General features: G+C 64.0%; 12 protein-coding genes. 5 read left to right on the forward strand and 7 right to left on the reverse strand.

Annotation, left to right across the window (positions count from 1 at the left end; genetic code table 11):
* Positions 1 to 3: 3 nt before the first annotated feature.
* The 3 genes from pcaG to pcaF all read right to left on the reverse strand — a co-directional run bounded on the left by pcaG (position 4) and on the right by pcaF (position 2,649).
* A complete protein-coding gene (pcaG, locus tag QA643_RS38255) occupies positions 4 to 603 on the reverse strand; it encodes a protocatechuate 3,4-dioxygenase subunit alpha (RefSeq protein ID WP_283031046.1) in 600 nt (199 codons plus the stop codon).
* A complete protein-coding gene (gene pcaH, locus QA643_RS38260; RefSeq protein ID WP_283031048.1) occupies positions 604 to 1,305 on the reverse strand; it encodes a protocatechuate 3,4-dioxygenase subunit beta in 702 nt (233 codons plus the stop codon).
* A 135-nt stretch (positions 1,306 to 1,440) separates the two neighbouring features.
* Complete coding sequence (gene pcaF, locus QA643_RS38265; protein ID WP_283031055.1) at positions 1,441 to 2,649, reverse strand: 3-oxoadipyl-CoA thiolase; 1,209 nt, start codon at positions 2,647 to 2,649, stop codon at positions 1,441 to 1,443.
* A gap of 273 nt (positions 2,650 to 2,922) precedes the next feature.
* Here pcaF and mutS point away from each other — a divergent pair, with 273 nt between their 5' ends.
* Entirely contained in the window at positions 2,923 to 5,658 is a 2,736-nt protein-coding gene (gene mutS / locus QA643_RS38270; RefSeq protein WP_283031057.1) for a DNA mismatch repair protein MutS, read from the forward strand.
* Between the two features lie 89 nt (positions 5,659 to 5,747).
* On the opposite strand, the gene QA643_RS38275 is transcribed toward mutS, so the two are convergent.
* Positions 5,748 to 6,542, reverse strand: coding sequence for a hypothetical protein (locus tag QA643_RS38275; RefSeq protein WP_283031058.1), 795 nt, complete (start codon positions 6,540 to 6,542; stop codon positions 5,748 to 5,750).
* Positions 6,543 to 6,739: 197 nt separating this feature from the next.
* Positions 6,740 to 7,249 carry an OsmC family protein gene (locus QA643_RS38280; RefSeq protein WP_283031059.1) on the reverse strand — a complete coding sequence of 170 codons (510 nt, stop codon included), beginning with the start codon at positions 7,247 to 7,249 and terminating at the stop codon, positions 6,740 to 6,742.
* A gap of 209 nt (positions 7,250 to 7,458) precedes the next feature.
* On the opposite strand from QA643_RS38280, the gene QA643_RS38285 reads away from it, so the two are divergent.
* Positions 7,459 to 10,254 (forward strand): [protein-PII] uridylyltransferase, encoded by a 2,796-nt coding sequence (locus QA643_RS38285; protein WP_283031061.1) that lies wholly within the window; start codon positions 7,459 to 7,461, stop codon positions 10,252 to 10,254.
* Positions 10,255 to 10,352: 98 nt separating this feature from the next.
* On the opposite strand, the gene QA643_RS38290 is transcribed toward QA643_RS38285, so the two are convergent.
* Positions 10,353 to 10,667, reverse strand: coding sequence for a hypothetical protein (locus QA643_RS38290; RefSeq protein WP_283031062.1), 315 nt, complete (start codon positions 10,665 to 10,667; stop codon positions 10,353 to 10,355).
* 333 nt (positions 10,668 to 11,000) lie between these two features.
* A complete protein-coding gene (locus QA643_RS38295; RefSeq protein ID WP_283035112.1) occupies positions 11,001 to 11,357 on the reverse strand; it encodes a hypothetical protein in 357 nt (118 codons plus the stop codon).
* Here QA643_RS38295 and QA643_RS38300 point away from each other — a divergent pair.
* The 3 genes from QA643_RS38300 (at position 11,320) to QA643_RS38310 (ending at position 13,888) form a co-directional block, all read left to right on the forward strand.
* Positions 11,320 to 12,753, forward strand: coding sequence for a PAS domain S-box protein (locus tag QA643_RS38300; RefSeq protein WP_283035063.1), 1,434 nt, complete (start codon positions 11,320 to 11,322; stop codon positions 12,751 to 12,753). The two genes, QA643_RS38295 and QA643_RS38300, sit on opposite strands and share 38 nt — an antisense overlap.
* Positions 12,750 to 13,418: a response regulator transcription factor gene (locus QA643_RS38305; RefSeq protein WP_283031063.1), complete on the forward strand. Its 669-nt coding sequence runs from the start codon at positions 12,750 to 12,752 to the stop codon at positions 13,416 to 13,418. The genes QA643_RS38300 and QA643_RS38305 overlap by 4 nt, the downstream gene beginning before the upstream one ends.
* Before the next feature lie 89 nt (positions 13,419 to 13,507).
* Entirely contained in the window at positions 13,508 to 13,888 is a 381-nt protein-coding gene (locus QA643_RS38310) for a response regulator (protein WP_283031064.1), read from the forward strand.
* Positions 13,889 to 14,157 lie beyond the last annotated feature (269 nt).

The following is a 14,157-nucleotide window of genomic DNA, read 5'->3' on the forward strand; positions in this document are numbered from 1 at the left end:
CGTCTACACGTCGAAGAACACGGTCTCTTTGTCGCCCTGCAGATGGATATCGAAGCGATAGGCGCCGTTCCCGGGCTGCCGTGTCGCGATCAGCGTGGTGCGGCGGTCGGCCGGCACCAGCGCCAGTACGGGATCGGTGGCGTTGGCGGCCTCGCCGTCGAAATAGATCCGGGAATAGAGGTGCAGCAGCATGCCGCGCGCAAAGACCGCGAGCACGATATGCGGCGCCTGCGGCTTGCCGTCGGGATCCGCGACCTGCCCCGGCTTGATGGTGTCGAAGGCGTAAGCGCCCTTCGCATCAGTGCCGATGCGGCCGAATCCCTTGAAGGTGGAATTCGGCGGCGCCCGCTTGTCCTGCGGATCGGAGAACCGTCCCTGCGCGTCCGCCTGCCAGATCTCCAGCATGCTATCGACAACGGGTACGCCGTCGCCGTCGAACACCGTTCCTTCGACGCGGATGCGTTCGCCCGACGTATCCGCCGTGACGAGATTATTGGTGAATGCGTCGTTCCACTCGTATCTGCCGCCCGGCGTCAGGCCGTAGGCGAAATAGGGACCGACGGTTTGCGACGGGGTGACTCCGTCCGGCTTGGCCTGCGACACTTACTTGTTCTCCATCGGCGTGGCGTTGCGCCCGCGCAGCACAATGTTGAAGCGATAGCACAGCGCCCAATCCGGCTTGGTGTTGTCAAGATCGAACGAGGAAATCATCCGGTTGCGCGCTTTCTCGTCGGTGACCGAATTGAAGATCGGATCGAACGGAAACAGCGGATCGCCAGGGAAATACATCTGCGTCACCAGACGCGAGACGAAGGAATGGCCGAACACCGAGAAGTGGATGTGAGCGGGACGCCAGGCGTTGTGGTGATTACCCCAGGGGTAAGCACCGGGCTTGATGGTGACGAAGCGATAATAGCCTTGCGCATCGGTCTGCGCGCGGCCGGCGCCGGTGAAGTTCGGATCGAGCGGCGCGGGATGCTGATCGACGACATGGACGTAGCGGCCGCAGGAATTGGCCTGCCACAGCTCGATCAGCGCGTTCGGCACGCCGCGGCCCTCTTCATCGAGCACATGGCCGTGCACGATGATGCGCTCGCCGATCGGCTCGCCTTTGCCGTGGATGGTGAGGTCGTGATCGCCTTCGCGCACCGTCTCGTGGCCGTAGACCGGCCCGGTCAATTCCGACAGCGTGTGCCGCATCGGGATCAAGGGCTTGGTCGGCGAACGCTTGACCGTGCTCTTGTAGGCGGGGGACAGCCGCGGCGGATGCGCCGCGAGGCTTTGCACTGGATAGACCAATGTCATGACGAACTCCTCCCTCGCACCACGCTATCAGCGCGAAATCGCTTTGCGGTTTCGTCGCTAAGCGGCGCCGCCAGATCATTATATGACATAACTAATTTGGGAAAGTGTTGTTTTTCACCCTCCCAAATAGCTGTTCTAATTGATCTTTTCGATCGCCACCGCAACGCCCTGGCCGACGCCGACGCACATGGTTGCCAAGGCAAGCTTCCCGCCCCGCTTCTCCATGCCGTGCACCGCCGTCAGCACCAGCCGCGCGCCGCTCATGCCGAGCGGATGGCCGAGCGCGATCGCGCCGCCATGCGGATTGACGAAGTCGGCATCGTCCTTGACACCCAATTGCCGCAGGCAGGCTATGCCCTGCGAGGCAAAGGCTTCATTGAGCTCGATCAAATCGAAGTCGGAGATCTTGATGCCGAGCCGCTCCATCAGCTTCTTGGTCGCCGGCACCGGGCCGATGCCCATGATGCGCGGCGGCACCGCCGCCGAGGCCAATCCAAGAATGCGCGCGCGCGGCGTCAGTCCGTGCTTCTTCACGGAGGCCTCCGAGGCGAGGATCATGGCCGCGGCGCCGTCGTTGACGCCGGATGCATTGCCGGCCGTCACCGTGCCGGGATTGCGCACGATCGGCTTCAGCTTGGCGAGGCCTTCCAGCGTGGTTTCGGGACGCGGATGCTCATCCTTGTCGACGGTGATCGGACCGGCCTTGCCGCCGGGCACCTGGATTGGCGTGATCTCCTCGGCGAAATAGCCCGCTGCGATCGCGGCGCCTGCGCGCTGCTGCGAGCGGATCGCCATCGCGTCCTGATCGGCGCGCGACACCTGAAATTCCTCGGCGACGTTCTCGCCGGTCTCCGGCATCGCATCGACGCCGTACTGCGCCTTCATCAGCGGGTTGATGAAGCGCCAGCCGATCGTGGTGTCGTAGATGTCGGCCGAGCGCGCGAAGGCTTCCGGAGCCTTGCCCATCACGAAGGGCGCGCGGGTCATCGATTCGACGCCGCCGGCAATCGCGAAATCGATCTCACCGGCGCGGATCGCCCGGCCCGCGGCGCCGACGGCGTCGAGGCCGGACGCGCAGAGGCGATTGAGGGTCTGGCCGGGAACCGATTCCGGCATGCCCGCGAGCAGCAGCGCCATGCGCGCAACGTTACGGTTGTCCTCGCCGGCCTGGTTCGCGCAGCCGAAAAACACCTCATCCACCTGCGACCAGTCGAGATTCGGATGCTTCGCCATCAGCGCCTTGATCGGGGTCGCAGCCAGATCGTCGGCGCGCACCTTGGCGAGCGAGCCGCCGAAACGGCCGATCGGGGTCCGGACGGCATCGCAAATGAATACATCACGCATAGAATCTCTCCCTGAATGCCGTGCTTTAGGCGTTGACCCGCTGGAACTGTTGGCGAGTTTTAGGAGCGTGCCCGCGGCAGGTCAATTGACACCCGTCGTCCCGGCCTTGAGCCGGGACCTATACGCCGCGTCCTCACGGCGGAACAACCGTTCAAACAATTGCTGCTCCAGAGTATGGATCCCGGCTCAAGGCCGGGACGACGGGGAAAACGTGGATTCCGGCTGCAAACCGATAGGACCCGGCCGGCGAAATTTTGTAGTTTGCCGCCCGCAATGACGATCCAGCAATCCATCCCTGCTCCCGCTCCGCCCGAGGCCACGCCGGCACCTGACGCGAACTTGCGCGTGACGCCGATGATGGAACAGTACCTCGAGATCAAGGCCGCCCATCCCGGCCTCCTGCTGTTCTACCGGATGGGCGATTTCTACGAGCTGTTCTTCGAGGACGCCGAGATTGCCTCGAAGGCGCTCGGCATCGTCTTGACCAAGCGTGGCAAGCATCAGGGAATGGACATCCCGATGTGCGGCGTGCCGGTGGAGCGCTCCGAGGATTATCTGCATCGCCTGATCAACGCCGGCCACCACGTCGCCGTCTGCGAGCAGACCGAGAATCCCGCCGCGGCACGCGCCCGCGGCAACAAGAGCGTGGTCGCCCGCGGCGTGGTGCGGCTGGTAACGCCGGGCACGCTGACCGAAGACACGCTGCTCGACGCCCGCACCAACAATTACCTGCTCGCGATCGCGCGCGCCCGCGCTTCTTCCGGCGGCGACCGTATCGGCCTCGCCTGGATCGATATCTCAACGTCCGAGTTCATGGTTACGGAATGCGCGACTGCGGAACTCGCGGCGACGCTCGCGCGGATCAATCCGAATGAGGCGATCGTCACCGATGCGCTCTATGGCGACGCCGATCTCGGACCGCTGCTGCGGGAGCTGCCCTCGGTGACGCCGCTGACGCGCGACGTCTTCGACAGCGCCACCGCCGAGCGGCGGCTGTGCGATTATTTCGCGGTTGCGACCATGGACGGCCTTTCCGCGATGTCGCGGCTGGAGGCGACCGCGGCAGCCGCGGCCGTCACCTATATCGACCGCACCCAGGTCGGCAAACGCCCACCGCTGTCGCCGCCATCGCGCGAAGCCGCCGGCACCACGATGGCGATCGACCCCGCCACCCGCGCCAACCTCGAACTGACCCGGACGCTCGCCGGGGAACGCCGCGGCTCGCTGCTCGATGCGATCGATTGCACAGTGACCGCTGCCGGCTCGCGGCTACTGGCGCAGCGTCTCGCCGCGCCGCTGACCGATAGTGCGGCCATCGCGCGAAGGCTGGATGCGATCGGTACATTTGTCGCCGACAGTGCTGCGCGCGACGATATCAGAACCACATTGCGCGCCGCCCCCGACATGTCGCGGGCGCTGGCGCGGCTATCCGTTGGACGCGGCGGCCCGCGCGATCTTGCAGCCTTGCGCGACGGCATTCTCGCCGCGGACCAGGCGCTAGCCCGGCTCGCGGCGTTGGAAGCGCCGCCGTCCGAGGTCATCGCCGTGATGGACGCGCTGCGGCGCCCCTCGCGCGATCTCGCCCGCGAATTCGAACGCGCGCTCGCCGAGCAACTGCCGCTGATCAAGCGCGACGGCGGCTTCATCCGCGAAGGCTATGAACCTGCGCTCGACGAGAGCCGCAACCTGCGCGACGCCTCCCGCCTCGTCGTCGCCGCGATGCAGGCGCGCTACGCCGAGGATACCGGCATCAAGGCGCTCAAGATCCGCCACAACAACGTGCTCGGCTATTTCGTCGAGGTCACGGCGCAGCATGGCGACAAGCTGATGGCGCCACCGCTGAATGCGACCTTCATCCACCGCCAGACCCTGGCGGGCCAGGTCCGCTTCACGACGGCCGAACTCGGCGAGACCGAAGCCAAGATCGCCAATGCCGGCGACCGCGCGCTCAATCTGGAGCTCGAAATCTTCGAGCGGCTCTGTTCGATGGCGCTGGCCGCCAGCGACGATCTGCGCACCGCGGCGCATGCCTTTGCGATGCTCGACGTCGCAACCGCGCTGGCGAAGCTTGCGGTCGACGACAATTATGTGCGGCCCGAAGTCGATAGTTCGCTCGGCTTCGCCGTCGAAGGCGGCCGCCATCCAGTGGTCGAACAGGCGCTCAAGCGCGACGGCCAGCCGTTCATCGCCAATGCCTGCGATCTCTCGCCGGGGCCAGCGCAGAAATCCGGCCAGATCTGGCTGATCACCGGCCCGAACATGGCCGGCAAATCGACCTTCCTGCGCCAGAATGCGCTGATCGCCCTGATGGCGCAGATCGGTTCCTACGTGCCGGCGTCGCGCGCGCGGATCGGCGTCGTCGACCGGCTGTTCTCACGCGTCGGCGCGGCGGATGATCTCGCGCGCGGACGATCGACCTTCATGGTCGAGATGGTGGAAACCGCCGTCATTTTGAATCAGGCCAGCGAGCGCTCGCTGGTGATCCTTGACGAGATCGGCCGCGGCACCGCGACCTTCGATGGCCTCTCGATCGCGTGGGCCGCAATCGAGCATCTGCACGAGGCCAACCGCTGCCGCGCGCTGTTTGCCACGCATTATCATGAGCTGACTGCGCTCTCCGCAAAACTGCCGCGGATGTTCAACGCCACCGTTCGGGTGAAGGAATGGCAAGGCGACGTCGTGTTCCTGCACGAGGTGCTGCCGGGCTCGGCCGACCGCTCTTACGGCATTCAGGTCGCCAAGCTCGCCGGCCTGCCGCCCGCCGTGATCGCGCGGGCCAAGTCGGTGCTGGCAAAACTCGAAGCGCAGGACCGCGGCCAGACGGCGCGGGCGCTCGCCGACGACCTTCCGCTGTTCGCCGTCCCCTCCCGGGCCGCTGCCGAGCCCAAGCCACCGAGCGAGGCGGAGCTGTTGATGGAGGCGGTGAAGGCTCTGCATCCCGACGAGATGTCGCCGCGCGAGGCGCTGGAGGCGCTGTATGCGCTGAAGGCGAAGCTGCCGAAGCAATAGGTCTGTCCACCGTCATTGCGAGCGGAGCGAAGCAATTCATTCCTCAACGCGGGGATAGATGGATTGCTTCGCTGCGCTCGCAATGACGGCTAGGGTACCGCCTTCCTCCTCCCCAGCCACCACAGGCTCAGATTCCACCCCACGCACGTCGCCAGCGCCAGGCTCAGCCCGATCGCCGAGCCGAACTGCAGCGCCGCGACGTGCAGTACCGCTATGGCGATGCCCAATCCGATCAGGCCCCAGGCGCTGTTGGCCAACACGGCCGCGGTCGGCTTGCCACCGATGCGGGGGTGCAGGATCAGCATCATCGAGGTGAACACGATCGGGAATAGCGCGATCATGCCACTGACCTTGGGGCCGACCCAGCTCGACGTCGTGACCACCGTCGCCACCAGTGTCGCGACCAGCGAGGCCCGCAGCGGGATGTCGTACCAGCGTCGCCGGATCGGCGGCATCTTGGCGTGGCGGTAGCGCGCCAGCAGCGGCACGCAGATCGCATAGGCGATGACATTGGCGATCAGCCCGCCGGCGAGCGACCATTGCACCGAACGGATGACCGTGGCGAGCCCGATCCATACGGCAACGGCGGCAAGGCAACTGAGCAGCGCGCCATGACGCTGCGCCAGCACGACGTAAGTGAGCCCAAGAAAGATCGTTGCAGCATTGATCGGCAGGCTCGCCAGCGCGCCTTCGGCGATGAAGGCAGCATCATGGTCGAGCGCGAGGAAGACGTAGGACGGCCCCGCCGAGATCGGCAGCGTCGCGATCAACGCGCCGATCACCGGGCCGGAGCGCTCGGTGACGATCGAAGCGGTCACCACGAACGCCGCGGTGATCGCCATGCGCAGGCCCAGCGTGAGGAGGAAGGTAAGTTCGGGGGACATCTTCTTCTCTTACCCTCCCCTGGAGGGGTCCGAGACGAGCAAAGCTCGCTCGTGGGTCGGCTCGCATGAGCGAAGCGATATGCGAGACGGGGTGGGGTGATCTCTCAACACCGGCACTGTCGGATGCGGAGGGACCTTCCCCCCGCCCCGCCGCGCGTTGCATGCGCGTCGACCCTTCCCCTCCAAGGGAGGGTGAATCACACCCGCTTCATCGACACTGTAACCTTCGGGCCGTTCTTGATGGTCTGAAAGACCACGCAATAGCGTTCGGTGAGTTTTAGCAGCAGGTCGAGCTTGTCCTGCGGTGCGTCGGTGCCGATCTCGAAGCGCAGGCGGATTTCCTCGAAGCCGACGGGGGCTTCCTTATCAACGCCGAGCGTGCCGCGGAAATCGAGGTCGCCCTCGGCGATGACGATACCGGTCTTGAGCGGGACCTCGACGGCGGTGGCGACTGATTTCAGCGTGACGCCGGCGCAGGCGACCAGCGCTTCGAGCAGCATGTCGCCGGAGCAGAGCTCAAGCCCGGAGCCGCCGGTAGCGGGATGAAGCCCCGCGACCGCCAGTGCACGGCCGGTCTCGACCTTGCACGCGATGCCCTCACTGTCGATCGAGCCTTTGGCTTTCAGAGTAATGACGGCGGCGGAGGGATCGGACTTGTAGCGTTCCTTGATCGGGGCCTGCATCGCGCGGAGTTCGGCGGCGTCCATTTTTGTCTCCCGGCTTTATTTTGCTTACCCGTATAGTTTGCGATCGATGCGATGTCATCCCTGCCTGCGATGCAGACATCGGCACCGAACCGCAACGTCAGCCTTTTCAACAGGATAGGGCTGGAATTCGACCGGGCCGCGCCCTAGCTTGGGGTTTGCATCGCAATCCTCCGTGACAGCCCTCGCGCCGTCCGATATCGGGATGGATCATGGATAGCATCGTGATTGAGGCCCCCGCGGGGGAGGATGACCGTTTCGATACCGCGCGGATCACCGCGGCGGTCGATGCGCTTGCCGAAAAGCATGCCGGCCGCGAGGACGTGTTCCGGTCGGCGCTGGCGCAACTGCTCAAGGCCGAGATGATCGCGGCGCGCGCGACGGCGCAGGCCATCCTGCTCAGGGATCGTCACGGCCGCCGCTGCGCCGAGCGGCTCTGCTTCATGCAGGACGAGATCATCCGCATCCTCTATTCGGCCGCCACGCGGCATCTCTATCGCTCGAACGTGCCCACCGGTGCCGAGCGCATGGCGGTGGTCGCCACCGGCGGCTATGGCCGCGGCCTGATGGCGCCGGAATCCGACATCGATTTGCTATTCATCCTGCCCTACAAGCAGACCGCCTGGGGCGAGCAGGTCGCCGAAGCCATTCTCTATTGCCTGTGGGACATGGGACTGAAAGTCGGCCACGCCACGCGCTCGGTCGACGAATGCATTCGCCAGGCGCGCGGCGACATGACGATCCGCACCGCGATTTTGGAGACGCGGTTTCTGACCGGCGACCGGCCGCTCTACGACGAACTCGTCGCGCGCTTTGACAAGGACGTGGTGCAGGGCACGGCCTCCGAATTCGTCACGGCGAAACTCGCCGAGCGCGAGGAGCGGCACCGCCGCGCCGGCCAGTCACGCTATCTGGTCGAGCCCAACGTCAAGGACGGCAAGGGCGGACTGCGCGACCTGCACACGCTGTTCTGGATCGCCAAATATGTCTACCGCGTGCGCGAGACCGGCGAACTGGTCGAGCGCGGGGTGTTCGACGCGCAGGAGTATCGCACCTTCCGCCGCTGCGCCGACTTCCTGTGGTCGGTGCGCTGCAACCTGCATTTCGTCTCGGGACGCGCCGAAGAGCGGCTGTCGTTCGACATGCAGCGCGAGATCGCTGTCAGACTCGGCTACACCTCGCATCCCGGCATGCAGGATGTCGAGCGCTTCATGAAGCACTACTTCCTGGTCGCCAAGGACGTCGGCGACCTCACCGCGATCCTGTGCGCCAAGCTGGAGGACGAGCAGGCCAAGCCTGCGCCAGTGCTGAGCCGGATGGTGGCGCGGCTGCGCCCGGGCGCCAAGCGGCGGCGGGTGCCCGACAGCGACGACTTCATCATCGACAACAACCGCATCAATCTCGCCGCGCCCGACGTCTTCAAGCACGATCCGGTGAACCTGATCCGGATCTTCCGCCTGGCGCAGAAGAACAACCTCGCCTTCCATCCCGACGCGATGCGCACGGTGACGCGCTCGCTGAAGCTGGTGAACACGCAGCTTCGCGAGAATCCGGAAGCCAACCGCCTGTTCATGGAAATCCTGACCTCCGACAACGCCGAGATCGTGCTGCGGCGGATGAACGAGACCGGCGTGCTCGGCCATTTCATCCGCGCCTTCGGCAAGATCGTGTCGATGATGCAGTTCAACATGTATCACCACTATACGGTGGATGAGCACCTGATCCGCTGCATCGGCTTCCTGCAGGACATCGAGCGCGGCGGCATCGACGAGTTCGCGGTGGCGAGCGACCTGTTTCGCAAGATGCAGCCCGAGCATCGCTCGGTGATTTATATCGCGACCCTGCTGCATGACGTCGCCAAGGGCCGCCCCGAGGATCACTCGATCGCCGGCGCGCGGGTGGCGCGGCGCTTGTGCCCGCGGCTCGGCTTCAGCGCTGGCGACACGGAGCTGGTGGCCTGGCTGATCGAAGAACATCTGACGATGTCCACGGTGGCGCAGTCGCGCGACCTCTCGGACCGTAAGACGATCGAGAATTTCGCTGCGGTAGTGCAATCGGTCGAGCAGATGAAGCTTCTGACCATCCTGACCACCGCCGACATCAGGGGCGTCGGTCCCGGCGTGTGGAACGGCTGGAAGGCGCAGCTCTTGCGCACGCTGTATTACGAGACCGAGCCGGTCTTGACCGGCGGCTTCTCGGAAGTGAACCGCGCGCAGCGCATCGCGGTAGCGCAATCGGAATTCCGCGCCGCCTTCAACGAGTGGCCGGAGCAAGAGCTCAGCGCCTATATCGGGCGGCACTATCCGGCCTACTGGCTCAAGGTCGATCTGCAACGCAAGATCCGCCAGGCGCGCTTCATCCGCGCCAGCGAGCAGGCCGGCCATAAGCTGGCGATCAATGTCGGCTTCGACGAGGCACGCGGCGTCACCGAACTGACGATTCTTGCGACCGATCACCCGTGGCTGTTGTCGATCATTGCCGGCGCCTGCGCCTCCGCCGGCGCCAACATCGTCGACGCGCAGATCTACACGACCACCGACGGCCTCGCGCTCGACACCATCGCGATCTCCAGGGAATACGACCGCGATGAGGACGAGGGACGGCGCGCCACCCGGATCGGCGAGATGATCGAGCACGTGCTCGAAGGCAAATTGCGGCTGCCCGAAGTGGTGGCGCGCAAGGCCGCCAACCGCGGCAAGCAACGCGCCTTCGTGGTCGAGCCTGAAGTGACCATCAACAACCAGTGGTCGGACCGCTACACCGTGATCGAGGTTTCAGGGCTCGACCGTCCGGGCCTTCTGTATCAGCTCACGACCGCAATCTCGAAGCTCAACCTCAACATCGCTTCGGCGCATGTCGCGACCTTCGGCGAACGCGCCCGCGACGTGTTCTACGTCACCGACCTGCTCGGTGCCCAGATCACCGCGCCGACCCGTCAGGCCGCCATCAAGAGCGCGCTGCTTCACCTGCTCTCCGCCGAGGACAATGTCGCCCAGCCGGCGGCCTAGCCAATGTCATGGCTGCGCACTCTGCCGTCATCCCCGCAGAGTGGGATCGTTATGCGGCGGCATATCGGTTCGGTCACTGCGGCCTCTGGAATACTCGGTCACCCGCCGTCGTGGGTGACGTGTGAGTTCCCGATCTCGCGCATATCTGTCCGAGCTTTGCTGAAATGCCTTGGATAGAGCTCAAGCGTTGTCAGACTCGCTGCGAGGATGGCTGCATAGTTTGCTTCGGCAATGAGGAGAGCCTTTCCGAACACATCGAGCAGGGCTTCCCAGGGATCTGCCAGCTCTGCACGGCCGGGCCGCCTGCCTCCATCGATGACGGTTAGCTGGAAGCTGCATTCACGTCTGCGAACCCTCGCTTGCGGCTCAATGTCACTGGCGCAACGGATCAGGTGCAGGCGGGCTTTCGACATCATCGGCCTCCGGAATATTACGGTGCGGCGATCGCGACTGCGGTTACTCCAATAGCGTAATTGTCTGGGACGGAACCGGCCATTGAACGGAGGTTGGTCCAGAGATTACGATCGGTTGGCACGATCATACCAAGGTCTAAGGACGCGCCCGGCCCTCCTCCCCGGGGCGGAGGCCTCCTGAGTCGCGGATCCAACATTGATTTTATCCTTCGGACGGCAAAAAAACTGCTAGCATCCAGCCTGTTAAGGGTGACGTCGTTGCTGCTGATGATGCCAGTCACCTAGCGACACGGCGCGACCCGGCTTGCCATTTACAGTGCTGCCGATGATGCGTTACCCGACCACGAGTTTGTCGCGCTCGGCCGAGCAATGGCTGCTTGGCGGCATGGCAATGGCATTGGCGGCGACGGCATGCATTTGGCTCGTTTTTGCGCCGGTGCCGACGGCACCCGCCTTTTTCGTTGCGTTCGCACTGCTTGTTGCCTCGCTTGTCGCCTCGTTGATCATGATGCGCCTGGTGGGCACCACCCACAGGCAGATCGAGACCGTTCTGCAGAGCCGCAGCAAGGCCGAAGCGCGCGCGATAGAGGCGCTGCGCAACAGCGAGGCGCAATGGAAGGAGATATTCGAGCACAATCCCGTCATGTACTTCATGGTCGATGCGTCCGGCACCGTGGTCTCTGTCAACACCTTCGGCGCCGCACAGCTTGGCTATTCCGTCGAAGAACTGCTCGGCCAATCCGTCCTGAAAGTGTTTCCGAATGCCGAGCACCAAGCGGCCCAGGACAACGTTGCCGTCTGCCTGAACAACATCGGCCGCACCCATAGCTGGGAAATCTGCAAGGTTCGCAAGGACGGTTCGACGCTATGGGTACGTGAAAATGCCAAGGCTGTGCGGCTATTGGACGGTCAACCAATCGTCCTGATCGCCTGCGAGGACATCACCGAGCGCAAACATGCTGAAAATGCATTGCGGCAGAGCGAAATGTATCTGGCCGAAGCCCAGCGATTGAGCCGCACCGGCAGCTTTGGCTGGTGTGCCAGCAGCGACGAAATCATCTGGTCGGAAGAAACGTTCAGAATCTTTGGATTCGACAAGGCGCCATCAATGAAGCGGGCCACCGTGATCCAACGCATCCATCCCGATGATCGCGCGCGCGTTCTACGGACCACCAAGCGTGCGTTGAGCGAGTGGAAGGATTTCGAGCACGGCTATCGGCTGCTGATGCCTGACGGCTCGGTCAAGCATGTCCACGTCAGGGCCCATGCGGTGAAGGATAGATCGAGCGGCATCGATTTCGTCGGAGCCGTTTCGGACGTTACGGCCCGCAAGCGAGCCGAAGCCGAACTGCACGAAGCGCAGATGAATCTCGCGCACGTGACGCGGGTGACGGCGCTCGGAGAACTGGCGGCGTCGATCGCCCATGAAGTGAGCCAGCCGCTCGCGGCCGTCGTGACCAACGCCGCGGCCTGCCAGCGTTGGCTCGACCGTGCGCCCCCCGATCTGACCGAAGCGCGCGCAACGTTGCAGGCGATCATCAAGGATGGCAACCGGGCGGGCGACGTGATCAAGCGCGTCCGCGCGCTCGCCAACAAGGGCTCCGAGCAGAAGGCGCCCCTCGATATCAACGAAATCGTCAACGAGGTCGTGAGCCTGGTGCAGCACGAACTGCTCAGGCATTGCGTCTTGTTGCGCCTGGAACCTGCGCCCGCCCTTCCCCTCGTCCTCGGCGACCGGATTCAATTGCAACAGGTCGTCATCAACCTCGTCATCAACGGCATTGAGGCCATGGCGACAGTCACGGACCGGCCACGGGAACTGATAATCCGGACCGGCCTTGACGACGCCGGACACATCGTCGCCTCGGTGGAAGACCGCGGTACCGGACTTGCTACTGCTGAGCATGCAGAACGGCTGTTTGACGCATTTTACAGCACGAAATCCGGCGGCATGGGAATGGGGCTGTCGATCTGCCGCTCGATCGTCGCGGCTCACGGAGGACGATTGTCCGCGTCGCAGAATGCCGGCCCTGGCGCGACATTCCAGTTCACCTTGCCATTGCATGTGGAGGGCAGTCCGCCGTGACCGTGCGCTCTGCACCGCCTCATTCCAACAGCGCGGAGGAAGCCATCGTCTTCGTCGTCGACGACGACGCATCGGTGCGCGAAGCCCTGAGTAGCCTGTTCCGATCGGTCGGCCTGCAGGTCGAGACGTTCGGCTCGGCTCATGAATTTCTGCAAAGCAAGCTTCCGAACGCCCCCGGTTGCCTGATCCTGGACATCCGGCTGCCGCGGCTGAGCGGCCTCGACTTCCAGGCCGAATTGGCGAGGGCCGACATTCGCATTCCGATCATCTTCATGACGGGCCACGGCGATATCCCGATGACGGTCAGGGCGATGAAGGCCGGGGCCGTCGATTTCCTGACCAAGCCGTTTCGGGATCAAGACATGCTGGACGCCGTGACAGCGGCAATCGAACGCGACCGCAACAGCCGTGACGAAGCAAAGGTTCTTTCGGACCTGCAAGCACTTTTCGCCACATTGACCCCGCGGGAGCGGCAGGTGATGAACCTGGTCACCGCCGGGCTCATGAACAAACAGATCGCAGCCGAGATCGGCCTTGCCGAGATCACCGTCAAGATCCATCGCGGGAATATCATGCGGAAGATGGGAGCGAAGTCGCTACCTGATCTGGTCAGGATGGCCGAGTTGCTCGGAAGCGGGCCCACATCCAGCCGGCCGCAAACCTAAGTATGATTTTCCGGCCGCCATTTGCGGCGCAATCTCCCGCTATGAGGTGACAAAGGACAACCTCGGGTCGTCCTCCAGGAAGGATATCCTTGTCCAACCCACAGGTCATATCGATTATCGACGACGATGGCTCGGTCCGCGCCGCCACGGCAAATCTCGTCAAGTCGATTGGCTATGTCGTCCATACCTTCGCCTCGGCCGAAGATTTCCTGCGATCGCCCTACCTCCGCGATACATCCTGCGTGATAACCGACATCAGAATGCCTGCTATGAGCGGCCTCGAGCTGCAAGCCCATTTGCTCGCCAAAGGCCATGGCCTCCCCTTCATATTTGTCACCGCTTTTTCAGCCGAAAGCGATCGCGACCGGGCGCTCAAAGCGGGCGCAACCTGCTTTCTGAGCAAGCCCTTCGACGGCGAGATCCTGGTCGAATGCCTGAAAACCGCGCTGGCGCAGCCGGCCGGGCACTGAGCGATCCAGCCCCGTTTTTGGCCGGATATACGCAAGGATGATTTCGCCAACCATCAAGACAAGTTGAGGAAAGGCGGTGGCGGCGCGAGACTGCGCGCCGTCGCCCCCTTGAGGGAACGACGGCGACGGCAAGCATCACATTTTAGTTGCAAGTGGCAATTCCCTAAGAGGAGGTCACCATGCATTTGGAACCGCGCTGCTCCCATTGCGGCAGCGAAGAGGCGAAGATCATCTCGTTGCGAAATCCTGCACGTGAACGGTATTGCGGA

The sequence above is a fragment of the Bradyrhizobium sp. CB3481 genome (assembly GCF_029714305.1).
In the GTDB taxonomy this organism is placed as follows: domain Bacteria; phylum Pseudomonadota; class Alphaproteobacteria; order Rhizobiales; family Xanthobacteraceae; genus Bradyrhizobium.

Excerpts from the sequence above, each read along its gene's own strand:
- QA643_RS38300 (WP_283035063.1), top strand. The coding sequence starts at position 11,320 with ATGGTCGATGCGTCCGGCACCGTGGTCTCTGTCAACACCTTCGGCGCC.
- mutS (WP_283031057.1), top strand. The coding sequence starts at position 2,923 with ATGACGATCCAGCAATCCATCCCTGCTCCCGCTCCGCCCGAGGCCACG.
- QA643_RS38290 (WP_283031062.1), bottom strand. The coding sequence starts at position 10,667 with ATGTCGAAAGCCCGCCTGCACCTGATCCGTTGCGCCAGTGACATTGAG.
- QA643_RS38275 (WP_283031058.1), bottom strand. The coding sequence starts at position 6,542 with ATGTCCCCCGAACTTACCTTCCTCCTCACGCTGGGCCTGCGCATGGCG.
- pcaF (WP_283031055.1), bottom strand. The coding sequence starts at position 2,649 with ATGCGTGATGTATTCATTTGCGATGCCGTCCGGACCCCGATCGGCCGT.
- QA643_RS38280 (WP_283031059.1), bottom strand. The coding sequence starts at position 7,249 with ATGGACGCCGCCGAACTCCGCGCGATGCAGGCCCCGATCAAGGAACGC.
- pcaH (WP_283031048.1), bottom strand. The coding sequence starts at position 1,305 with ATGACATTGGTCTATCCAGTGCAAAGCCTCGCGGCGCATCCGCCGCGG.
- QA643_RS38285 (WP_283031061.1), top strand. The coding sequence starts at position 7,459 with ATGGATAGCATCGTGATTGAGGCCCCCGCGGGGGAGGATGACCGTTTC.